Raw genomic sequence first — 20,781 nt, forward strand, 5'->3', positions numbered from 1 at the left:
CACTCTCCGTTCTGAAGTGGTGCACACCAGTTTACCGGGTCGGCCACCGAGCCGAGCCTGAGATCTTGCACTGATGTATTCGTTGACGCCATGGGTCGCCTAGGCATCAGCGGGGACGGGAGACACGAAGTTGGCTCGGGGCCGATCCCCCTTTCCATGCTCATCTACTTCGAAAATCACGTGAGCGCCCACAGGGTCGTGGGTATTCCACACGGCGCCAGGGCTCTCTTCTACTGCTGATCCAGGAAAGAAAATGTCGTTGGGGTAGTCAGGGTGTGAGATAAACCCATAAGTTCCCAACCATGCCTTGACGATTCCACGGGGCGGTTCAGCCGCCGTGTCGTCGCGCTTTGGTCGCGCCACCTGTACCAGGTCTTCGCAGAGGGAAGAAACTTCTTCACTGACTTCCGGCATTCGGTACAACCGACCGATCCGTCCCGGAAAATGGCGCCATGCGACGCAACGCTCGAACAGAACGGCGTGACGCTTGACACCCGTGAGGATTCTGACGGCATCTCTATCGAAATTCGCTGGGAAGACGCCCAGCTCACCAATCGCCCGCAGGAAAGCACTCGCACTTTCTAGCAGCACCTCGGCGAGCCGCTTGTCCCAAGCTCCAGAGTCGAGTTCCCTCACGCCTTGCGTGAAACCAGCTGACGCTTTGTGTGCCGCTTCTACCGGGCGTCTGTCGTCCTCAATTAGCGACTCAGACCAGCGCCGCCAGGAGTCCACGAGCGTCGTCAAGACTATGAGGCGGAGCTTTCCTCGATCCGATACATTTTCCAGAGCCCATTCCAGGAGTATCTGGGACTCCTCGTAATTCCGGGCCCACAGGTGAATTTTGCCGAGCAATTGGGCAGTGTCGGCGGTTTGGAAATGTTCATGCGCCGCGACCGCGAGCGGCAACGCGGCCTCAACATCATGCCCGCGACCCGCTAGATGCCCTGCGAAGTAGTAGGAGACCACTGCATTGCTTGCTTCATCGGTGGTTTTACGCAATGCGGATCTGTACAGAGTCGTGGCTTGGTCAATCTGGTCGTTACGGGAAAGAATGAATGCCTCGACCCGATCCACTTCCCAGTACTCCGCATTGAGAGATCGGGCCCGAGTTACGTAGCTCCTGGCCCGCTCTATCGACCCAGCGTGTGCCTGGGCTAGAGCTAGCCTAAGCAAGTGTGAGGTGGGCTCGTCGTGTGACGAACGCACTCGCACCACATTCGGAGCGAGTTGGCGTTTACTTTCGTCTGCTCGACGCCTTTCCTCTGACCGTCTAAATTCTTGTTCTCGAAGCAGAGTGCTGCTGATATCTGCCTGCTGAGGTGGGGCTACCCTGCGCAGGAAGTGCTGCGCAGCTTCAGTGATCTGCACCCGCGAGATTAGTTCATCCGCTGGATCAGGCTTCTGACTTACCAGTGAGCCCGCACTGAGCTCCTTTACTGCCAGGTTTAGGTCATCAATCGGTGAGTCCGTAAGTACTGCCAGCTCATCGAACGTTGAACTGCGATCGAGGGCGTAGAGGACTGACAGTATCGACTTTGGAGTCTCGCTTAGTGCATCAAATACGGACCTGACGCAGAAGTCGATCAACTCATCCTGATTGGTGAGTGTGGGATGTGGTTCCCTCCCGGATTCGACGGAGAGCACATACCAGCGAATAGCGAGAGGGCTGAAGCGTAGGCGCGTGACGATCTGGTCAACTGTTTCAGGCTTAAGGCGTGCCAGAAACTCGGCTCTCCCTCCGCGCACTCTGGCAAAGGACCTGAATAGGGTCTGAGCGTCTTTCTTTTCGAGCGGCGGCAGGGGAATGCGACGCTCGATCTGGCCGACTCCGATTCGGCTGGTCATGAGATAGGTGACGGTGTCAGGGAGGGATTCGTACAGCGTTACAATCTCGCTACCGCTTACCGTCTCTAGGTTGTCGATGATGAGTAGCGTTTCGATTCCTTCTAGTGCTTCAGAAAGCTCCGCTACGCCCCCTTTGAAATCATCGGTGAGGACCTTCCCTAGCCCTTGTGTGGCGCCTGTAATATCTCGGACCGCTCCAGCGATTTCGACGACGCCGTTTGCTGTAAGTCGTTCAGTTTTCAGCGAGGTCCACAGGATGCATTCATACGGCGAGTCCGGATTGTCCAGCAGGGAGTACGCGATATCCGAAGCTAGGGCGGTCTTGCCGATTCCTCCTTCGCCAGTGATCGTAATCATCGGCTCGCGGCGTCGAAGGAGATGCTTAACGATGGCGCTGCATGCCTGCGCCCTCCCAATAAGCCCTGTGTCGTCGTAATCGAAGGGCGGTAGATTGTGGAGGATTCGGTCCGAAAATCTTCGGTCCACCCCGTTGAACGCGGGCTCCCAATCTGGATCGGCTCCCAACCTGTCCAAGGTGTCACGGAGGGTTGGCCAGAAACGACTTTTGAATTCACGGCAGGCGCTTACTGCCTTTTCGGCGTCTCCCGACTGTAGGGGGCGCCCGTGCATTACTCGATTGCGGACGGGGACGAGGGTGTCCATCCTCGGGGTGCCATTGCGCAATTCTCGGGCTAGCTCCACCGGAAGAGCGTCGCGATGGCGATTCAAAATGTCGTAGGCGTCACGCATATCGAGATACTCGACGATGGATAGTTCATCATCGCTGGCATCAGCGTGGCGGCGCTCGGCAGCCTTGTCATAGCTGTCCCCCAGAGCGTCTGATTCGCTCATGTGGTCCAGGACATAGCGCAAAATCATCTGGCGTACGTCAGATTCAAATGAGTCTACGAGCACGTACAGTCGGGCGCGTGTCATACGAGTGTGAAGCAAGCTGACCCCCTCCAAGCCTAGCTGTCTCACACTAAATGAGGGATGACGCGGTGTCAGGGGTTCGTCACGGCACAGCTTCGTGGAGGTGGCTGCACGTGGAGTACAGCGGCAGCCACAACACACCGGAGCCGACTGCCGACAGCCACTGATCCCGGGGGTGTCTGCCTGTGGGGCATCCGTGGGGCTTCAGGCTGCCCGGGCCCTCAAAGAACCAGGTGGTGCGATGTTTTCGCGCAGACTGTAAATCTGCCGGCTTCGCCTACCCAGGTTCGAACCCTGGCGCCGCCACTGGACGGGAAACCCCGCCTGACCTGCTAAACCACAGGTCAGGCGGGGTTTCTGCATGTGTGTACGTGTGACAGCGGAGAGCGCCGATCGGCCCCCGCATCCCACGTTGTCTCACCTGAATCCCACCCCTGATCAGGGCGTGTCCCCCAGACGTCCCCCGGGGGACGGGGCTCACTCCGGTTCGTTCCACTCCCGCAGGGCCGCATCGATCCGGTCGTTGGCCCGCTGCTGCGTCTGGGCGAGCACCTTCGCGTAGACGCGGAAGAGGACGGCGATGGCGTGGCCGGCCCGCCGCGCGCACTCCATGGGGTCCACTCCGGAACTGAGCCAGAAGGAGACTCCCGCGTGACGTAGGTCATACGGGCGGCGGGCGAGGAGCCACGCCGCGGACCTCACCGGTCGTCACGCAGTGCTGGTGGGCTACCCCTACGCACTCGTCACCCTTCTTGATCACCTGCGTTGCCGTCCAGCACCAGCACCAGCACCAGCACCAGCACCAGCACCAGCGCCGCGCCCGGCCAACTCCCGTGCCGCGTACGCCTGCACCTCGGCCGGCAGCCCGTCCGCACCCCAGGACCCCTCACCCAGGAACGCGTGGCCCCGGTGCGGGTGGCGTGCCCGGCCCTCGTGGCCAGCGTCCAGCCGTTCTTTCGGCCCAGGTCCGACAACGGCCCCTCGACGAATTCGGCGAACACCTCCCGCGGCTCCGGCCGGGCAAACGTATGCCCCAACCGGCCCGTCAGGACAACCAGTAACTGCGCTCACCCTCAACGTCCTCCGTACTCGCGTTCATCAGCGTGACCGGACAACGGGCACCACCGATCACCGGTCACCTGATCTGAGGCTGTAGTACTCGTCCCCGAAGGCTTTCCTTCCGGCGCGAACTCCAGCGTGCCCAAATCTCCGGGGGTGGCGACGTGTTGGTAAAAACAGCGAAGTCTCTACTTACCACGGGTGTGCCCTTTTCTCCGGCGCGCTTTTCCGGCCCAAAACCAGCGGCGCGCACGGCGGGAGCGGTCGGCCCCCAAGCCTGTACGCGCATCCCCTGTTGCAGGCGCAGAACTCCAGGCAGAGCATGGAGAGGAAAGCGGATGGGAACTCGCTGTCCGTCCCCGCCACCTGGCCGGCTTCCTGGCAAAGCCTGGGTGAAAGCAGCGCTCTGTCGACTGGTGGCACCAGCGGCTGACGGGTGGGAAGAGTGGTCGCTGCTGGCGAGGGTCCCGCGAGTCACTCGGCTGAGTTCTCCCCGCACGATGCGGAGATCATGAGGAGGAAGCGTCATGGCTACGAAGACAATTGACGTTACGTTGGCCGCCATAACCAACACAGGCGCTTCTCACGTATCACCGACGGGCGTCATAAATATTCGTACCGTCCGTGCCGTGGACGATGAGCAGGTGTTTCAGTCCGAGAACCTGTACCGGAGGGACAGTGGCCAGCCGATCCATCCAAGTGGGGTGCAAAGCATCGCGCCGGACCAGAGTCTCACATACAACGTCACGAAGCGACTCACCGTTTCCGACTTCGGAGATGAGAGCACAGGGCACCTCAATCAAATGATGATATTCGATCCTGATCTGACGCAAAACATAGTGGACCTCGGAACGGTAGAGACCGTTCCTTATTTCGGCTGCTTCAAACGTAAGGTGCGCTTCGATGAGATCGAGGGCTTTCAGGAAATCGATTGCCTGCACAACATAGCCGCCGTCGACGGCCATGACTGTAGATTCACGGCGCAATACACGATAAACCTCGTTTCTTCGTCCGGGTAGTGGGTGCGCCTTTATCTCCCGCGCGGTCGGCCGGCGCAAACCGGCAGCGTGCCGGGTGGGGGCGACTCAGGCCTGTAAAACAGAATGGGACACATGTCGATGTTCTGCGCAGCGGGTGATCCCGGAGTTACGTCCCCGCGTCTTCCAGCCGCCGTCAGGGCTCCGGCGCTGCTCGTGAACGCAGCCGTCGACCGACTCGCGGCCTCGTTCCGCCCTGAGGCGTGCCGTGCCGCTTCGACGGACGGGGCAAGGCCTCCGCGGAGATGGCCGCGGCCCTCGGCGGGCGACGGGCCCTCGCCTTCTGTGCCGCGACGCCGCGGGGGGCTTCACCGAGGCGCTGCCGGCAGCCCGCAGCCCTGCGTGTGGGCCCGGAGCGGTTCATGTCGGTACGTTCACCGGCGCCCGTGCGAGGGCGACGGGGGCACCGGCGCGCTGCTGGAGCGGCTCGGCGTCACCGTCCGTCCCGCGACCGGAGGCTGACCGGGCGGACGGTGACGCGGAGTCGGCGTCAGTTGCCGGCGATGTCCTTCACCGCTACCGACACCGGAACGCTGCCCGAGATCAGTTCCAGCGTCAGCCCCGCCGTCGCCGGGGTGTCCAGCAGCTCCAGGAGGGTGGCCGCCACGTCGTCGCGCGGTACCGGACCGCGGCCGGTCGAGGCGGCGAGCAGGACCTGTCCGGTGCCCGCGTCGTTGGTCAGCATCCCGGGGCGCAGGATCGTCCAGTCGAGAGCGGTCCGGGAACGCACGTACGCGTCCGCCGCCCCCTTGGCCCGCAGGTAGACGTCGAACACCTCGTCGCCCGGGTGGTCCGGGTCGGCGCCCATGGACGAGACCACGAGGTAACGCCGCACCCCCGCCCGCTGCGCCGCGTCCGCGAAGAGCACCGCGGCGCCCCGGTCCACCGTGTCCTTGCGGTCCGTGCCGCTGTTGGGGCCGGCACCGGCCGCGAAGACCGCCGCGTCGGCGCCGCGCAGCACCTCGGCCGCCTCCTCCACGGTGGCCGACTCGAGGTCCAGGACCACGGGTTCGGCACCCGCGGACCGGAGGTCCTCGCTCTGCTGCGGGTTGCGGATGATGCCCGCCGCCTCGTCCCCGCGCGCAGCGAGCAGCCGCTCCAGCCGCAGCGCGATCTGACCATGTCCACCTGCGATGACAATGCGCATGGTGTCGACGGTACGCCGCGGAGCGCCGCCGCGCTCAAGGCCCGCCGCCCGTCCCGGGATCCGGTCTCCCCTGGCGTGGCAGCCCGGGCGACCCGCCCGCCTCGGAGTCGCGGTACTCGCGCACCGCGCTGGTCCGGGCGACCACCCGGCCGCGGTGCACCACGATGCGGCTGTAGGCCAGCGAGAGCACCCCCGCGAGCCGCTCCCCCCGTACGGCGAGCAGTTCGGCGGGGAAGCCCGCCTCGACGCGTACCTCGGGCAGCCCCATGGCGCGCCTGGCCTCCGCGGAGACGGCCTCGTAGGCGTGCTCCGCCCGCAGGCCGCTCTGTGACGCCAGCAGGAAGGCGGCCTCCAGCGGGTCGCCGCGTCCGACCGGGTTGGCGAGGTCACGCAGCGCCCCGCTGCCCGCCGCGACCCGCACCCCGGCCGCGCGCAGCAGCCGTACCGGGGCGGTGCCCCGGCGCTCGGCCCCGCAGCAGCCGCCCTGGGGCAGGCAGATCACCGTCACGCCGGCTGCGGCGAGCTGGTCGGCGGCGCGGGCGGCGGCGTCCGGGGGGAGACGGGAGAGGCCGGCGCAGGGACCGATCGAGACCCCGTGCCGCATTCCGCCCGCCATCGCCGCGAACCGGGCCAGCCGGCCCGGATCGTCGCTGTCCGTGTGCAGGTCGACGGGGCAGCCGTGCTCGGCGGCGACGTCCAGGACGGCCTCCGCGTACCCCGCCGGGTCCGGATCGAGGTCGGGGCAGCCGCCGACCGCGCCGGCCCCCATCTTCAGCGCGTCGCGGAGCATCGCCAGGTTGCCGGCGCCCGCGATGCCGGTGAGCAGCCGGGGGACCGCGACCGCGGTCAGTTCGGTGAGCCCGCGCAGCGAGCGGCGGGTCTGCAGGACGGCTTCGAGGGCGCCGAGGCCCTGCACGTCACCGATCCGCACGTGCGAGCGCAGGGCGGTCGCGCCATGGCCGAGTTGCAGCAACGCGGCTTCGGTGGCGCGCCGCTGGACGTCGTCGGGGTGCTGCGAAGCCGGTCCGGGGGTGTCGGCCCCGGCGCCGTCGGCGGTGAGCGCGGTATCGCTGTGGGCGTGCGGTTCGGCGGGCGCGGGGAGCAGCAGGTGGCCGCGCAGGTCCACCCGGGCGCCGGGTGCGACGAGGCTGCCGGCGGTGCCGACGGCCTCGATGTGGCTGCCGCCCAGCCGTACGTCCACGATGCGGCCGTCGGTGAGACGGGCGCCGCAGAGCGTCAGCGCGGAGCGCTCCGGGCCGCCGGTGACGTCGGCCGCGTGGTCGTCCGGCTGCCGCGGCTGACTGTCGGGCATCGCGGCTCCTGGAAGGGTGCAAGATCACGCAGAGTGAGTCGAGCCTAGGGGTGTGCCCGGTCCGGTTCGAGGAGGAGCGCAATAGTCGTACCGGCGCGGTCCTGTGGTGCGTGGGGGCCCTGGCTCCGTGGGGGACCAGAGGTGGCCGAGTGGTCGGCTCAGGGGCCGTGAGCGCTGCCCGTCAAGCGCGTGGAACGGTGTCCGTCAGGGGCACGGAACGGTGCTGGTCGAGGGTCGTGGGCACGCCTGACCAAGGTCGCGGGCCGGTGCTCGCCGGAGGTGGGGAACGGTGCTGATCAAGGGCCTGGAGCGGTGCCGGTCAAGGGCGCGGGGCCGCCCTGACCGAGGGCGCGGGATGGGGCTTCGAAACGGATTTGGGCGATCGGCGACCGACCGTGTAATGTCTTCATCGCTCGCCCCAATAGCTCAGTCGGTAGAGCGTCTCCATGGTAAGGAGAAGGTCTGCGGTTCGATTCCGCATTGGGGCTCTGGTGATCGGGAACCCCCGCTTCGGCGGGGGGACTCGGCATCAAAGCGGTGTAGCTCAGTCGGTAGAGCAAGCGGCTCATAATCGCTGTGTCACCGGTTCAAGTCCGGTCACCGCTACTAAAAGTAGCCGATTGTCGGGTCGGTCCTCCGATCGGCTACTCTTTTTTTTGCGTTCATCCGTCCACCGTCCGTCCAAGGAGCACTCACGTGGCTGCCACCGACGTCCGCCCGAAGATCACGCTGGCCTGCGTGGAGTGCAAGGAGCGGAACTACATCACCAAGAAGAACCGGCGTAACAACCCGGACCGTCTTGAGATGAAGAAGCATTGCCCGCGCTGCAACTCGCACACCGCGCACCGCGAAACGCGCTGAATCAGGCTCGTACACGAGGCCGTCCCCACTGGGGGCGGCCTCGTGTCGTTGTACTGGGCTGCATCTCGGCCCCTTCGTCTTTCATCAGGAGGTTGCGAGCTCATGGCGCTCGACCAGTCCTTCGTGGGGCGGACGTATCCGCCCACCCCGGCGTACGAGGTCGGCCGGGAGAAGATCCGAGAGTTCGCCGAGGCGGTGGGCGACGCCAATCCCGCGTACGTCGACCCCGAGGCGGCCAAGGCGCTCGGCCACAGCGACGTGATCGCGCCGCCGACCTTCGTGTTCTCGATCACCTTCAAGGCCGCCGGGCAGGTCGTACAGGACCCCCAGCTGGGGCTGGACTACAGCCGGGTGGTGCACGGTGACCAGAAGTTCGTCTATGTGCGTCCGGTGCGCGCGGGGGACCGGCTGACGGTCACCTCGACGATCGAGGCGGTCAAGTCCATGGCGGGCAACGACATCGTGGACGTCCGTGGCGAGGTCCACGACGAGTCCGGTGAGCATGTCGTGACCGCGTGGACGAAGCTGGTGGCGCGCGCCGCCGAGGAGGCGTGATGACGGCGAAGGTGAGTTACGACTCGGTCGAGGTCGGTACGGAGCTGCCGCCGCAGTCCTTCCCGGTCACCCGCGCGATGCTGGTGCAGTACGCGGGCGCCTCGGGCGACTTCAACCCGATCCACTGGAACGAGAAGTTCGCGCGCGAGGTCGGGCTCGACGACGTGATCGCCCACGGCATGTTCACCATGGCCGAGGCGATCCGCGTGGTCACCGACTGGGCCGGCGATCCGGGTTCGGTCGTCGAGTACGGGGTCCGGTTCACCCGGCAGGTCGTCGTGCCCAACGACGACAAGGGCGCGCTGATCGAGGTCACCGGCAAGGTGGCCGCCCTGCTGGACGACAAGCGCGTGCGGGTCGACCTGACGGCGATGAACGCCGGCAAGAAGGTGCTGGGCATGTCCCGCGCCGTGGTGCAGCTCGGCTGACGCCGTCGAGGAGTGGCGTAAGGGGCACGGCCTATGAGGCCGTGCCCCTTACGCATGGAGCAGGGCACGGTCCTTGGGTCGTGCGCCTCCCCACGGCGGAGCGTTTCCATGGAGCGTTCCCCGTTGACTAAGTTAGTGATTGAGTACTAACTTAGCTCGCATGCCAAGGATGAGTGCAGAGGAGCGGCGCGAGAGCGTCATCCGTGCGGCGATCACCGAATTCGCCCGCGGTGGGTACGCCGCCACGTCCACCGAGGCGATCGCCAGGCGGGTGGGCGTCTCCCAGCCGTACCTCTTCCGCCTCTTCTCGAACAAGCAGGCCATGTTCCTGGCCGCCGCGGAGCGGTGTCTGAGTGACACGCGCGCGGTCTTCGCGGACGCCGCCGAGGGACTCGAAGGCGATGAGGCGTTGCACGCCATGGCCGCGGCCTATCAGCGACTGATCCTCCACGACCCCGACCGGCTGCTGATGCAGATGCAGACGTACGCGGCCGTCGCGGCGGCGGAGGCGGCCGGAGACCATGCGTTCGGTGAGTCGCTGCGCGCAACCTGGTTGCGGTTGTTCGACGACATCACCCTCACGCTCGGGGCCGACCCCGTCGAGGCGACCACGTTCCTCGCGTACGGCATGCTCGCCAACACCCTGACCGCGCTCGGCTACCCGGCCGGTCACCGGCTCTGGAACGGGCTCTACGAATCGGCCAGGCCGCCTGCGTGAGGAACGCCAGCCGGGCTCGGCCCGGTTTTCTGCCCAAGAAAGTTAGTCATCGATTACTAACCCACAGGGGGAGCAAGTGAACCAGCACACGACAGGCCGCGCGAGAGCGTTCTGGGCCCTCGTCATCACCAGCGTCGCCGGTTTCATGGCGGCCCTCGACAACCTCGTCGTCACCACCGCCCTGCCGTCCATCCGCGAAAGCCTCGGCGGTGAGCTGGAGGAGCTCGAATGGACGGTGAACGCGTACACCCTCACCTTCGCCGTCCTGCTGATGTTCGGCGCGTCCCTGGGTGACCGGTTCGGCCGGCGCCGGCTCTTCACCGTCGGACTCGCCGTCTTCACCGGTGCCTCCGCCGCAGCCGCGCTGTCGCCCGGGATCAATGAACTGATCGCCTTCCGCGCGGTCCAGGGCGTGGGCGCGGCGATCATGATGCCGCTGACGCTCACCCTGCTCACCGCCGCCGTGCCGCCCGCCCGGCGCGGCGCCGCGCTGGGCATCTTCAGCGCCGTCACCGGACTGGCCGTGGCCAGTGGGCCGCTCGTCGGCGGCAGCCTCACCGAACACCTCTCCTGGCAGTGGATCTTCTGGCTGAACGTCCCGATCGGCCTGGTCCTGCTGCCGCTCGCCCGGCTGCGCCTGGCCGAGTCCCACGCCCCGGACTCCCGGCTCGACGTCCCCGGCACCCTCCTGGTGAGCGGCGGCCTCTTCGGGATCGTCTACGGCCTGGTGAACGCCCACGCCGACGGCTGGACCAGTCCCACCGTCCTCACCGCCCTGATCGCCGGTGCCGCACTCATCGGCGGCTTCGTCCACCACGGCTTCCACGCGAAGAACCCGATGCTGCCCATGCGCCTCTTCAAGAACCGGGCGTTCTTCGGGATCAACATGGCCGGCCTGCTGATGTTCCTCGGCATGTTCGGTTCGATCTTCCTGCTCAGCCAGTACCTCCAGGGAGTCCTGGGCTACTCGCCCACCGAGGCGGGCCTGCGGATGCTGCCCTGGACCGGGATGCCGATGCTGGTCTCACCCATCGCCGGGATACTCGCCGACCGCTTCGGCGGCCGCCCCGTGGTCGTGACCGGCCTCGCCCTCCAGGCCGCCGGCCTCGGCCTGTTCGCCATGGCTCTCGCGCCCGACGCCTCCTACGCCTCGCAGCTGCCCGGCCTGATCGTCGGCGGCGTCGGAATGGCCCTGTACTTCGCCCCCGCCGCCACCCTGGTGATGTCCAGCGTCCGCCCCGGTGAACAGGGCATCGCCTCCGGTGCCAGCAACGCGCTGCGCGAGGTCGGCGGCGCCCTCGGGGTCGCCGTGCTCTCCACGGTCTTCTCCTCGCAGGGCGGTTACGGCACCGCGCGGTCCTTCACGGACGGGACCGTTCCCGCGGTCTGGATCGGCGCCGCGGTGGTCGCCCTCGCCGCGCTCGTCGCCCTGATGATCCCGGGCCGGCGCAGCACCCCGGCGCAGGAGCCCGACCGGGCCGAGGCGCGGGTCCCGGTAGCCGCCTGAGGAGCCATCGCGCCGGCGCGGTCCGCGGCCCCGGCCTGACGCCGGGGGCGCGGACCGTACTCTTGTCCCCGTGCAGGAACTCCACGACGCGCCCCTCGCCCCCCTGACCACCTTCCGGCTCGGCGGACCCGCAGCCCGCCTCCTGACCGCGACGACCGACGCCGAAGTGGTCGAGGCCGTGCGCGAGGCCGACGACAGCGGCACCCCGCTCCTGGTCATCGGCGGCGGCAGCAACCTGGTCATCGGCGACAAGGGTTTCGAGGGCACCGCCCTGCGCATCGCGACCAAGGGCTTCGTCCTGGACGGGGCCACGCTCGAACTGGCCGCCGGGGAGGTCTGGACGGACGCCGTCACCCGCAGCGTGGAGGCCGGACTGGCGGGCCTCGAATGCCTGGCCGGCATCCCCGGCTCGGCGGGGGCCACGCCGATCCAGAACGTCGGGGCGTACGGGCAGGAGGTGTCGTCCACCATCACGGAGGTCGTCGCCTACGACCGGCACACCCGGGAAACGGTCACCATCCCGAACTCCGAGTGCGCCTTCGCGTACCGGCACAGTCGCTTCAAGGCCGAACCCGACCGGTTCGTGGTGCTGCGTGTCCGCTTCGGGCTGGAAGAGGCGGGCGGTCTGTCCGCGCCCCTCAAGTACCCCGAAACGGCGCGCGCCATGGGTGTCGAGGAGGGGGAGCGCGTTCCCGCCGCGGCCGCCCGCGAAACGGTGCTCCGGCTCCGGGCCGGCAAGGGCATGGTGCTCGACCCCGAGGACCACGACACCTGGTCGGCCGGGTCCTTCTTCACCAACCCGATCCTGGACCCGGCGCAGTTCGAGGCCTTCCTCGCCCGCGTGGCGGAACGCCTCGGACCGGATGTGACGCCCCCCGCCTTCCCCGCGGGCGGGGGACGCACCAAGACCTCGGCGGCCTGGCTCATCGACCGGGCCGGTTTCACCAAGGGATACGGCTCCGGCCCGGCCCGCATCTCCACCAAGCACACCCTCGCCCTCACCAACCGGGGCGCGGCGAGCACCGAGGACCTGCTGGCCCTGGCGCGCGAAGTGGTCGCCGGGGTCCACGCGGCCTTCGGCGTCACGCTCGTCAACGAACCGGTGACCGTCGGCGTGAGCCTGTAGCCGGTCGCGTACGGCCGCCGTGAGCGTGCCGTCCGCGTGAGCCCGGGGCCGATCACGCCCGACTCCGTCAGTACGCCACTCCCACCCCCTGCTTCACCGCTGCGGCGTCATCGGTCAGTGCCAGCATCGCGTGCGCGACGTCGGCCCGGGAGATGGACCGTCCGCTGCGCGGATTGCCGCCGACGACGGTGCGGTAGACGCCCGTCAGCGGGCCGTTGGTGAGCTTCGGCGGGCGCACCGACGTCCAGTCCGTCGCGGAGGCCGCCAGCGCGGCCTCCATGGCGGTGAGGTCCGCGTAGACCTCCTTCAGGATCGCGCCGATCGCCGAGCGCATCATCCGGTCGAGCAGCGGGTCGTCCGGCGGTTCGGGGGCGACCGGGGCGGCGCTCACCACGAGCAGCCGCCGCGTGCCCTCCGCCTCCATGGCCGTCAGGACGCTACGGGTCAGCCGCTCGGCGATCCCGCCGGCCTTCCGGCCCTTCGCGCCCAGGCCGGAGAGCACCGCGTCCCGGCCCGCGACCGCCTCGCGCACCGCCTCCGGATCGTCCACGCGGGCCGTCGTGTGAACCGTGACATCGGAGAGCGGCACCGGCAGCCGCGCGGGATCGCGGACCACCGCCGTCACCTCGTGCCCCGCCGCCACCGCCTGGCGGACGATCTCCTGCCCGATACCGCCTGTCGCACCGAACACCGTGAGCCTCATGGCACACCCTCCTCGGGTGGGTAAGTATTCACTCACCCCTAGAGTGGGCGGATACTCACCCACTCGTCAAGCTTCGTCGGAGTGCCCATGGAGCAGAAGCCGGCCCGCGCCCGCATCATCGACGCCGCCCACCAGCTGATGCTCACCATCGGGCTGGCCCGGGCCACCACCAAGGAGATCGCCAGGGCCGCCGGCTGTTCGGAGGCCGCCCTCTACAAGCACTTCCCGAGCAAGGAAGAGCTCTTCGTGGTGGTGCTCAGGGAACGCCTGCCCAAGCTCGACGGCATCCTGAAGCGCCTGATGGCCGACCCGGGGGAGGGGGAGCGCACGGTGGAGCGAAACCTCACCGAGATCGCCCGCGAGGCCGCCCTCTTCTACGAGCAGAGCTTCCCGATCGCCGCGTCCCTCTACGCCGAGCCCAGGCTCAAGGAGCGCCACAACGCCGCGATGCGAGAGCTGGGAACCGGCCCCCACATACCCATCCGCGGAGTGGACGCCTATCTGCGCGCCGAACAGTCCGCGGGCCGGGTACGGGCCGACGCCGACACGTACGCCGCCGCCTCCCTGCTGCTGGGGGCCTGCTCCCAGCGGGCCTTCGCCTACGACGCCACGGAGACCGGCGGCCCCCCGCAGCCGCTCGACGACTTCGCCGCCTCCCTAGCCCGCACGCTGCTGAGCGGGCTCACGGGGCAGCGGGCGGATCAGCCCGCCGGCTTGGCCAGCCAGTCGTCGACGCCCGACAAGAGCTCGGCCCGCACCGACCCGGGCGCCGCCGAACCCCGCACCGACTGACGCGCCAGCTCCGCCAGCTCCTCGTCGGTGAACGCGTGGTGCTGGCGCACGAGGTCGTACTGCGCGGCCAGGCGGGAGCCGAAGAGCAGCGGGTCGTCCGCGCCGAGCGCCATCGGCACACCGGCCTCGAACAGAGTGCGCAGGGGTACGTCGGACGGCTTCTCGTAGACGCCGAGCGCCACGTTCGACGCCGGGCACACCTCGCAAGTGACTCCGCGCTCGGCCAGTCTCCGCAGCAGCCGGGGGTCCTCGGCGGCCCTGACCCCGTGCCCGACGCGCGACGCGTCGAGGTCGTCCAGGCAGTCGCGGACGCTGGCCGGACCCGACAGCTCACCCCCGTGCGGAGCCGCCAGCAGGCCGCCCTCCCTCGCGATGGCGAAGGCCCGGTCGAAGTCCCGGGCCATGCCGCGCCGCTCGTCGTTGGAGAGCCCGAACCCGACGACACCCCGGTCCGCGTACCGCACCGCCAGCCGCGCCAGGGTCCTGGCGTCCAGGGGGTGCTTCATGCGGTTGGCGGCGATCACCACCCGTATCGGCAGCCCGGTCTCACGCGACGCGCCGTCCACCGCGTCCAGGATGATCTCGATCGCCGGGATGAGCCCGCCGAGCAGGGGCGCGTACGAGGTGGGGTCGACCTGGATCTCCAGCCAGCCGGAGCCGTCCGCCACGTCCTCCTGGGCGGCCTCGCGCACCAGCCGCTGGATGTCCTCGGGTGCCCGCAGACAGGACCGGGCGAGGTCGTAGAGCCGCTGGAAACGGAACCAGCCGCGCTCGTCCGTCGCCCGCAGCCTCGGCGGCTCGCCGCTGGTCAGGGCCTCGGGCAGCCGCACGCCGTACTTGTCGGCGAGTTCGAGCAGCGTCGAGGGCCGCATCGACCCGGTGAAATGCAGGTGCAGGTGGGCCTTGGGCAACAGCCGTACATCACGCTCCATTCAAGGATCTTGCCGCACGGACGGGGTGTCGCGGTAGCCGCTTTCCCGATCGGGTTGCCCACCGGACACGTAAGCGAACGACGAAGCGACCCCCGGCCGGAGCCAGGGGTCGCCGTGAAAACAGGAAGGCGGGAGCGCCTAGGCCTTGGCCTCGCCCAGCAGCTTCTGGATCCGGGAGACGCCCTCGACGAGGTCGTCGTCACCCAGCGCGTACGAAAGACGCAGGTATCCCGGCGTGCCGAAGGCCTCGCCCGGTACGACCGCGACCTCGGCCTCGTCCAGGATCAGCGCCGCGAGCTCGACCGAGGTGGCCGGGCGCTTGCCGCGGATCTCCTTGCCGAGCAGCTCCTTCACCGACGGGTACACGTAGAACGCGCCCTCGGGCTCCGGGCACAGGACGCCGTCGATCTCGTTGAGCATCCGCACGATGGTCTGCCGGCGCCGGTCGAAGGCGGTGCGCATCTCGGCGACCGCGTCCAGGTTTCCGGAGACGGCGGCCAGCGCCGCGACCTGGGCGACGTTGGAGACGTTGGAGGTGGCGTGCGACTGCAGGTTGGTCGCGGCCTTCACCACGTCCCTGGGGCCGACGATCCACCCCACGCGCCAGCCGGTCATCGCGTACGTCTTGGCGACGCCGTTGACCACGATGCACTTGTCGCGCAGCTCGGGCACGATCGCGGGCAGCGAGGTGAACGTCGCGTCGCCGTAGACCAGGTGCTCGTAGATCTCGTCGGTCAGCACCCACAGGCCGTGCTCGACGGCCCACTTGCCGATCGCCTCGGCGTCCGCCTCGCTGTAGACCGCGCCGGTCGGGTTCGACGGGGAGACGAACAGGACGACCTTCGTACGCTCCGTACGCGCCGCTTCCAGCTGCTCCACGGAGACCCGGTAACCGCTGGTCTCGTCGGCGACGACCTCCACCGGAACGCCGCCGGCGAGACGGATCGACTCGGGGTAGGTGGTCCAGTACGGCGCCGGGACGATGACCTCGTCACCCGGGTCGAGGATCGCGGCGAACGCCTCGTAGATGGCCTGCTTGCCGCCGTTGGTCACCAGGATCTGGGAGGCGTCGACCTCGTAGCCGGAGTCGCGCAGCGTCTTCTCCGCGATGGCGGCCTTGAGCTCGGGGAGCCCTCCCGCCGGGGTGTAGCGGTGGTACTTCGGGTTGCGGCAGGCCTCGACCGCCGCGTCGACGATGTAGCCGGGGGTCGGGAAGTCGGGCTCGCCGGCACCGAAGCCGATCACCGGACGGCCGGCGGCCTTGAGGGCCTTGGCCTTGGCGTCGACGGCGAGGGTGGCGGACTCGGAGATGGCACCGATGCGGGCGGAGACCCGGCGCTCGGAGGGAGAAGTAGCAGCGCTCATGCCCCCATGCTCCCAGACCGTATTCCCCGTCGGCACAGGGGTTTCAGGGACCGGACAGCACTCGGACAGCATGCGGACTGACAACCGGACAGCATCGGACAGGAGCGGTCGGGAGCTATCTGTTCGACGCCGGGCCGCTGAGCACGTACACTCACCTGTCGTTGGCCTTCATCAGCCGCACCGTTCCTGCACCCGGGGCATCCGGGAACATGCGGTAGGTTGGTGGAAACCACAAAGGGTCGTAGCTCAATTGGTAGAGCACTGGTCTCCAAAACCAGCGGTTGGGGGTTCAAGTCCCTCCGGCCCTGCTACACACTCCTTCGCCAGGATGTGTGCGCATGTACGTACTTCAATGCACCGCCGTGCGGCTCCACCGGGCGCGGCACGGCCATGACCCGGAATCAGGTGAGAAGCGTGACGGACGCCGTGGGCTCCATCGACATGCCTGATGCCGAGGACGAAGTCCCCGAGTCGAAGAAGAAGACCCGGAAGGGCGGCAAGCGCGGCAAGAAGGGCCCTCTGGGCCGTCTCGCGCTGTTCTACCGCCAGATCGTCGCCGAGCTGCGCAAGGTCGTCTGGCCGTCCCGCAATCAGCTGACGACATACACCTCAGTGGTGATCGTGTTCGTGGTCGTCATGATTGGTCTTGTTACCGTGATTGACTTCGGATTCCAGCGGGTCATCAAGTACGTCTTCGGCTGATCCCGCGGAGGGCGCCTCATGGGCGCCCCTTTCGCATGTTCCACCCATTTGTATCCAGGAAGAAGCAGCCACCGTGTCTGACCCGAACCTGAACGACGCCGTCGAGCCGACGGCGGGCGCCTTCGAGTCCGCCGAGGACGAGCTCGACATCGTCGAGGCGGCGGACGCTGTGGAGCCGGACCAGGCTGAAGCTGCCGACGCCGCCGCGGGCGAGCCCGCCGAGCAGGCCGCCGTGCACCCCGAGGAGTCCGCCGACGAGGCCGCCGAGGCCGAAGCCGGTGATGACGACGAGGACGAGAACCCCGAGGCCGAGGAAGCCGCCGACGAGGACGAGGCCGACGAGGAAGAGGCCGAGCCGGCCGAGCCCGTCGACGCCGTCACCGCCCTGCGCGAGGAGCTCCGCGGCCTCCCGGGCGAGTGGTACGTCATCCACACGTACGCCGGTTACGAGAAGCGTGTGAAGGCCAACCTGGAGCAGCGCGCCGTCTCGCTGAACGTGGAGGAGTTCGTCTATCAGGCCGAGGTGCCTGAGGAGGAAATCGTCCAGATCAAGAACGGCGAGCGCAAGAACGTCCGCCAGAACAAGCTCCCGGGTTACGTCCTGGTGCGCATGGACCTGACGAACGAGTCCTGGGGCGTCGTCCGCAACACGCCCGGCGTCACCGGCTTCGTGGGCAACGCCTACGACCCGTACCCGCTGACCCTGGACGAGATCGTCAAGATGCTCGCCCCCGAGGCCGAGGAGAAGGCCGCCCGCGAGGCGGCCGAGGCCGAGGGCAAGCCGGCTCCGTCCCGCAAGGTCGAGGTCCAGGTGCTGGACTTCGAGGTGGGCGACTCGGTCACCGTCACCGACGGTCCGTTCGCGACCCTGCAGGCGACGATCAACGAGATCAACGCCGACTCGAAGAAGGTCAAGGGTCTCGTCGAGATCTTCGGCCGTGAGACCCCGGTCGAGCTCAGCTTCGACCAGATCCAGAAGAACTAGCGCTTCCCGCCAGCTTCTGGACACATGCCTACCGAGCAGGTCAGACCGGCTGTCACAGCAGGTCTGACCTGCTCGGTTTTTGGTCGCGCAGCTATACCCGTTATCGTTGTGCGGTATGCCTGCATCCGGATGACCGGATGACGGCGAAAAACTCTCACTAGGACCCGGAGAGAGCACATGCCTCCCAAGAAGAAGAAGGTCACGGGGCTTATCAAGCTCCAGATCAACGCCGGTGCGGCCAACCCGGCCCCGCCGGTCGGCCCCGCACTGGGTCAGCACGGCGTCAACATCATGGAGTTCTGCAAGGCCTACAACGCCGCGACCGAGTCGCAGCGTGGCATGGTCGTGCCGGTGGAGATCACGGTCTACGAGGACCGCTCCTTCACCTTCATCACCAAGACTCCGCCGGCCGCCAAGCTGATCCTCAAGGCCGCGGGTGTGGACAAGGGCTCCGGCGAGCCGCACAAGACCAAGGTTGCCAAGCTGACGGCCGCCCAGGTCCGCGAGATCGCCACGACGAAGCTCCCCGACCTGAACGCCAATGACCTCGACGCCGCGTCGAAGATCATCGCCGGCACCGCCCGTTCCATGGGCATCACGGTCGAAGGCTGATTCAGCCCCCAGTCATGAGTGGTAGGGCCAAGCGCTGGTCCGCACCACGACTCCACACTCTGCCACGCGGCGGTAGCCGCATGGTGCAACTCGTACAGGAGTAGAAGTGAAGCGCAGCAAGAACCTCCGCGCTGCGGACGCCAAGATCGACCGGGCGCGGAACTACGCCCCGCTCGAGGCCGTCCGTATCGCCAAGGACACCGCCTCCACGAAGTTCGACAGCACCGTCGAGGTCGCGTTTGCCCTGGGTGTTGACCCGCGCAAGGCCGACCAGATGGTCCGTGGCACCGTGAACCTCCCGCACGGCACCGGCAAGACCGCCCGGGTCCTGGTCTTCGCGACCGGTGACCGTGCTGCGGCCGCGGAAGCCGCGGGCGCCGACATCGTCGGCGCCGACGAGCTCATCGACGAGGTGGCGAAGGGCCGTCTGGACTTCGACGCCGTCGTCGCGACCCCGGACCTCATGGGCAAGGTCGGCCGTCTCGGCCGCGTGCTCGGTCCGCGTGGTCTGATGCCGAACCCGAAGACCGGCACCGTCACCCCCGACGTCGTGAAGGCTGTCAACGACATCAAGGGCGGCAAGATCGAGTTCCGCGTCGACAAGCACTCGAACCTGCACTTCATCATCGGCAAGACCTCGTTCGACGAGACCAAGCTGGTGGAGAACTACGCAGCGGCGCTGGAGGAGATCCTCCGTCTGAAGCCGTCCGCCGCCAAGGGCCGCTACATCAAGAAGGCCACCCTGGCCACCACGATGGGCCCCGGCATCCCGCTGGACGCCAACCGCACCCGTAACCTCCTCGTCGAGGAGGACCCGGCCGCCGTCTGAGCCACCGTGCTCGTACGACCGCCGTGTCACGTGTGACATTGACGGGCCCCGCAACCTTTAGAGGTGCGGGGCCCGTCCTCGTATGTACGGAACCAGTGGCTGTCGGAGCCGCGCGCCGGCGTGCGGACCACCGGGAGCCGAACGAGGGGTGGATGGGGACATGAGGACCAGTACCGTACGGCGCGTGGGTGTGGCCGTGGCCGTGGCGGCGGCGCTGACGTCGGTGGCGGCCTGTGGCGGCTCGGACGACGACGGCGGCAAGGCCAAGGGCAAGGAGGCCAGCCGCGGCAGCGGTGTCGTCAAGACCGACGCGATCGCCGCGCTGCTCGACGTGCAGAAGAAGACCGGCGCGGCGAACTCGGCGAAGATCGAGGGCACCGCGGTCATGGGCAGTGCCATGTCCATGAAGCAGACCGGGTCCCTGGACTGGAGTGACGGCATCACCGGCGCGATGGAGATCACGTACACCGGCGGTGCGATGGCCGACACCATGAAGAAGGCCGGCGGCAACGGCACGATGCAGGCCCGCTACTTCAAGGACGGCTACGCGGCGGACATGGGCGCGGCCCTGGCCCAGCAGACCGGCGGCAAGCGCTGGATCAGCTACTCCTACGACGACCTCGCCGAGCTCGGGGGCGCCGCCGGGGCGGCGATGAAGGACCAGATGCAGAACACCACTCCCGACCAGGGAGTGAAGTCGCTGCTGGCCTCCGGCGACGTGAAGGAGGTCGGCAAGGAGAAGGTCCGCGGTGTCGCCACCACGCACTACTCCGGCACGGTCGACGTGGCGGACCTGACGGCCAAGAACTCGAAGCTGGACGCCGGACAGCTGGCCGCGCTCAAGAAGCAGCTCAACGACGCCGGGATGACCACGGAGACGGTCGACATCTGGGTCGACGAGAACGACCTGCTGGTGAAGAAGAGCGAGCGCGGGCAGATGAAGACCGGGGAGCTCAACACGACGGTCTTCTACAGCGACTACGGGACCAAGGTCTCCGTCGAGCGGCCGCCGGCCGGGGAGACCGTCGCGTTCAAGGAGCTGCTCAAGCAGCAGCAGGGCTCGGGCGGCACTGCCTCGTAATCGGGCCGCTCAAACCTTCCGGACCGCCCGAACCGGGACGGATTTGCTCGGCGCGACCCGTGTCGCGTACTCTTCTGCAGAAGCCAAAGACCGCTGGTCGTTGTCCGGAACCCGCAAGGGTGACGGCAACCGAAGGATCCGTTGAATGCGGACGACCTGCGCAGGTGACTGTGGAAAAGCTCCCGGACTTCGTTCGGTCGAGCTTCGCCCTGGCGCCTGCGCCGGGGCGTTTCGTCTTTTCCGGGCCCTTTT

At 67.8% G+C, this 20,781-nt stretch carries 20 protein-coding genes, 4 tRNA genes and 1 pseudogene; 17 read left to right on the plus strand and 8 right to left on the minus strand.

Annotation, left to right across the window (positions count from 1 at the left end; all coding sequences use genetic code 11):
• Window positions 1-99: 99 nt before the first annotated feature.
• Window positions 100-2,697 carry an NB-ARC domain-containing protein gene (locus tag ABZ454_RS21200; RefSeq protein WP_359539908.1) on the minus strand — a complete coding sequence of 866 codons (2,598 nt, stop codon included), beginning with the start codon at window positions 2,695-2,697 and terminating at the stop codon, window positions 100-102.
• A gap of 252 nt (window positions 2,698-2,949) precedes the next feature.
• On the opposite strand from ABZ454_RS21200, the gene ABZ454_RS21205 reads away from it, so the two are divergent.
• Window positions 2,950-3,084 (plus strand) — tRNA-OTHER (locus tag ABZ454_RS21205).
• 171 nt (window positions 3,085-3,255) lie between these two features.
• Here ABZ454_RS21205 and ABZ454_RS21210 read toward each other — a convergent pair.
• Both ABZ454_RS21210 and ABZ454_RS21215 read right to left on the minus strand, forming a co-directional pair.
• Window positions 3,256-3,462 (minus strand): annotated as a pseudogene (locus ABZ454_RS21210) (site-specific integrase); the annotation flags it as partial.
• A gap of 59 nt (window positions 3,463-3,521) precedes the next feature.
• A complete protein-coding gene (locus ABZ454_RS21215) occupies window positions 3,522-3,779 on the minus strand; it encodes a hypothetical protein (RefSeq protein ID WP_359539911.1) in 258 nt (85 codons plus the stop codon).
• A 585-nt stretch (window positions 3,780-4,364) separates the two neighbouring features.
• Between ABZ454_RS21215 and ABZ454_RS21220 the strand changes: the two genes are divergently transcribed.
• The gene (locus ABZ454_RS21220; protein ID WP_359539914.1) at window positions 4,365-4,856 is read left to right on the plus strand and encodes a hypothetical protein; all 492 of its coding nucleotides are present in this window, start codon (window positions 4,365-4,367) and stop codon (window positions 4,854-4,856) included.
• A 508-nt stretch (window positions 4,857-5,364) separates the two neighbouring features.
• On the opposite strand, the gene ABZ454_RS21225 is transcribed toward ABZ454_RS21220, so the two are convergent.
• The gene (locus tag ABZ454_RS21225) at window positions 5,365-6,021 is read right to left on the minus strand and encodes an SDR family oxidoreductase (protein ID WP_359539917.1); all 657 of its coding nucleotides are present in this window, start codon (window positions 6,019-6,021) and stop codon (window positions 5,365-5,367) included.
• A 34-nt stretch (window positions 6,022-6,055) separates the two neighbouring features.
• Window positions 6,056-7,333 (minus strand): amidohydrolase family protein, encoded by a 1,278-nt coding sequence (locus ABZ454_RS21230; RefSeq protein WP_359539920.1) that lies wholly within the window; start codon window positions 7,331-7,333, stop codon window positions 6,056-6,058.
• A 415-nt stretch (window positions 7,334-7,748) separates the two neighbouring features.
• On the opposite strand from ABZ454_RS21230, the gene ABZ454_RS21235 reads away from it, so the two are divergent.
• The 8 genes from ABZ454_RS21235 to ABZ454_RS21270 all read left to right on the plus strand — a co-directional run bounded on the left by ABZ454_RS21235 (window position 7,749) and on the right by ABZ454_RS21270 (window position 12,528).
• A tRNA-Thr gene (locus tag ABZ454_RS21235) sits at window positions 7,749-7,821 on the plus strand.
• 45 nt (window positions 7,822-7,866) lie between these two features.
• Window positions 7,867-7,939, plus strand: a tRNA-Met gene (locus tag ABZ454_RS21240).
• Between the two features lie 90 nt (window positions 7,940-8,029).
• The gene (gene rpmG / locus ABZ454_RS21245) at window positions 8,030-8,194 is read left to right on the plus strand and encodes a 50S ribosomal protein L33 (RefSeq protein WP_003956487.1); all 165 of its coding nucleotides are present in this window, start codon (window positions 8,030-8,032) and stop codon (window positions 8,192-8,194) included.
• 102 nt (window positions 8,195-8,296) lie between these two features.
• Complete coding sequence (locus ABZ454_RS21250; protein ID WP_356322397.1) at window positions 8,297-8,749, plus strand: MaoC family dehydratase N-terminal domain-containing protein; 453 nt, start codon at window positions 8,297-8,299, stop codon at window positions 8,747-8,749.
• On the plus strand, window positions 8,749-9,177 hold the full coding sequence (locus ABZ454_RS21255; RefSeq protein WP_359539924.1) for a MaoC family dehydratase: 429 nt from the start codon (window positions 8,749-8,751) through the stop codon (window positions 9,175-9,177). Before ABZ454_RS21250 ends, ABZ454_RS21255 begins: the two co-directional genes overlap by 1 nt.
• 169 nt (window positions 9,178-9,346) lie before the next feature.
• Window positions 9,347-9,895, plus strand: a complete 549-nt coding sequence (locus ABZ454_RS21260; protein ID WP_356322395.1) for a helix-turn-helix domain-containing protein — start codon at window positions 9,347-9,349, stop codon at window positions 9,893-9,895.
• A gap of 76 nt (window positions 9,896-9,971) precedes the next feature.
• Complete coding sequence (locus tag ABZ454_RS21265) at window positions 9,972-11,402, plus strand: DHA2 family efflux MFS transporter permease subunit (protein ID WP_359539927.1); 1,431 nt, start codon at window positions 9,972-9,974, stop codon at window positions 11,400-11,402.
• A gap of 70 nt (window positions 11,403-11,472) precedes the next feature.
• Complete coding sequence (locus ABZ454_RS21270; protein ID WP_359539930.1) at window positions 11,473-12,528, plus strand: UDP-N-acetylmuramate dehydrogenase; 1,056 nt, start codon at window positions 11,473-11,475, stop codon at window positions 12,526-12,528.
• Window positions 12,529-12,595: 67 nt separating this feature from the next.
• Here the strand turns inward: ABZ454_RS21270 and ABZ454_RS21275 are convergent, their stop codons facing one another.
• Window positions 12,596-13,231 carry an NAD(P)H-binding protein gene (locus ABZ454_RS21275; RefSeq protein ID WP_359539933.1) on the minus strand — a complete coding sequence of 212 codons (636 nt, stop codon included), beginning with the start codon at window positions 13,229-13,231 and terminating at the stop codon, window positions 12,596-12,598.
• Window positions 13,232-13,318: 87 nt separating this feature from the next.
• Between ABZ454_RS21275 and ABZ454_RS21280 the strand changes: the two genes are divergently transcribed.
• Window positions 13,319-14,023 carry a TetR/AcrR family transcriptional regulator gene (locus ABZ454_RS21280; protein ID WP_359539935.1) on the plus strand — a complete coding sequence of 235 codons (705 nt, stop codon included), beginning with the start codon at window positions 13,319-13,321 and terminating at the stop codon, window positions 14,021-14,023.
• On the opposite strand, the gene ABZ454_RS21285 is transcribed toward ABZ454_RS21280, so the two are convergent.
• Both ABZ454_RS21285 and ABZ454_RS21290 read right to left on the minus strand, forming a co-directional pair.
• Window positions 13,933-14,955: an adenosine deaminase gene (locus ABZ454_RS21285; RefSeq protein WP_359539937.1), complete on the minus strand. Its 1,023-nt coding sequence runs from the start codon at window positions 14,953-14,955 to the stop codon at window positions 13,933-13,935. The genes ABZ454_RS21280 and ABZ454_RS21285 overlap by 91 nt on opposite strands.
• Window positions 14,956-15,093: 138 nt before the next feature.
• A complete protein-coding gene (locus ABZ454_RS21290; protein ID WP_359539939.1) occupies window positions 15,094-16,320 on the minus strand; it encodes a pyridoxal phosphate-dependent aminotransferase in 1,227 nt (408 codons plus the stop codon).
• A gap of 235 nt (window positions 16,321-16,555) precedes the next feature.
• Here ABZ454_RS21290 and ABZ454_RS21295 point away from each other — a divergent pair.
• The 6 genes from ABZ454_RS21295 (at window position 16,556) to ABZ454_RS21320 (ending at window position 20,529) form a co-directional block, all read left to right on the plus strand.
• Window positions 16,556-16,628, plus strand: a tRNA-Trp gene (locus tag ABZ454_RS21295).
• A 106-nt stretch (window positions 16,629-16,734) separates the two neighbouring features.
• Window positions 16,735-17,022 (plus strand): preprotein translocase subunit SecE, encoded by a 288-nt coding sequence (gene secE, locus ABZ454_RS21300; RefSeq protein WP_356322388.1) that lies wholly within the window; start codon window positions 16,735-16,737, stop codon window positions 17,020-17,022.
• A 73-nt stretch (window positions 17,023-17,095) separates the two neighbouring features.
• The gene (nusG, locus tag ABZ454_RS21305; RefSeq protein WP_356322387.1) at window positions 17,096-18,007 is read left to right on the plus strand and encodes a transcription termination/antitermination protein NusG; all 912 of its coding nucleotides are present in this window, start codon (window positions 17,096-17,098) and stop codon (window positions 18,005-18,007) included.
• 177 nt (window positions 18,008-18,184) lie between these two features.
• Window positions 18,185-18,619 carry a 50S ribosomal protein L11 gene (gene rplK, locus ABZ454_RS21310; RefSeq protein WP_010058817.1) on the plus strand — a complete coding sequence of 145 codons (435 nt, stop codon included), beginning with the start codon at window positions 18,185-18,187 and terminating at the stop codon, window positions 18,617-18,619.
• Between the two features lie 106 nt (window positions 18,620-18,725).
• Complete coding sequence (gene rplA / locus ABZ454_RS21315) at window positions 18,726-19,448, plus strand: 50S ribosomal protein L1 (protein WP_356322386.1); 723 nt, start codon at window positions 18,726-18,728, stop codon at window positions 19,446-19,448.
• 160 nt (window positions 19,449-19,608) lie between these two features.
• A complete protein-coding gene (locus ABZ454_RS21320) occupies window positions 19,609-20,529 on the plus strand; it encodes a hypothetical protein (RefSeq protein WP_359539943.1) in 921 nt (306 codons plus the stop codon).
• Window positions 20,530-20,781 lie beyond the last annotated feature (252 nt).

The sequence above is a fragment of the Streptomyces sp. NPDC005803 genome, assembly GCF_040630435.1.
Lineage (GTDB): Bacteria > Actinomycetota > Actinomycetes > Streptomycetales > Streptomycetaceae > Streptomyces.

Excerpts from the sequence above, each read along its gene's own strand:
- ABZ454_RS21200 (WP_359539908.1), bottom strand. The coding sequence starts at position 2,697 with ATGAGCGAATCAGACGCTCTGGGGGACAGCTATGACAAGGCTGCCGAG.
- ABZ454_RS21220 (WP_359539914.1), top strand. The coding sequence starts at position 4,365 with ATGGCTACGAAGACAATTGACGTTACGTTGGCCGCCATAACCAACACA.
- ABZ454_RS21225 (WP_359539917.1), bottom strand. The coding sequence starts at position 6,021 with ATGCGCATTGTCATCGCAGGTGGACATGGTCAGATCGCGCTGCGGCTG.
- ABZ454_RS21230 (WP_359539920.1), bottom strand. The coding sequence starts at position 7,333 with ATGCCCGACAGTCAGCCGCGGCAGCCGGACGACCACGCGGCCGACGTC.
- ABZ454_RS21250 (WP_356322397.1), top strand. The coding sequence starts at position 8,297 with ATGGCGCTCGACCAGTCCTTCGTGGGGCGGACGTATCCGCCCACCCCG.
- ABZ454_RS21255 (WP_359539924.1), top strand. The coding sequence starts at position 8,749 with ATGACGGCGAAGGTGAGTTACGACTCGGTCGAGGTCGGTACGGAGCTG.
- ABZ454_RS21260 (WP_356322395.1), top strand. The coding sequence starts at position 9,347 with ATGAGTGCAGAGGAGCGGCGCGAGAGCGTCATCCGTGCGGCGATCACC.
- ABZ454_RS21275 (WP_359539933.1), bottom strand. The coding sequence starts at position 13,231 with ATGAGGCTCACGGTGTTCGGTGCGACAGGCGGTATCGGGCAGGAGATC.
- ABZ454_RS21280 (WP_359539935.1), top strand. The coding sequence starts at position 13,319 with ATGGAGCAGAAGCCGGCCCGCGCCCGCATCATCGACGCCGCCCACCAG.
- ABZ454_RS21285 (WP_359539937.1), bottom strand. The coding sequence starts at position 14,955 with ATGGAGCGTGATGTACGGCTGTTGCCCAAGGCCCACCTGCACCTGCAT.
- ABZ454_RS21290 (WP_359539939.1), bottom strand. The coding sequence starts at position 16,320 with ATGAGCGCTGCTACTTCTCCCTCCGAGCGCCGGGTCTCCGCCCGCATC.
- rplK (WP_010058817.1), top strand. The coding sequence starts at position 18,185 with ATGCCTCCCAAGAAGAAGAAGGTCACGGGGCTTATCAAGCTCCAGATC.
- ABZ454_RS21320 (WP_359539943.1), top strand. The coding sequence starts at position 19,609 with ATGAGGACCAGTACCGTACGGCGCGTGGGTGTGGCCGTGGCCGTGGCG.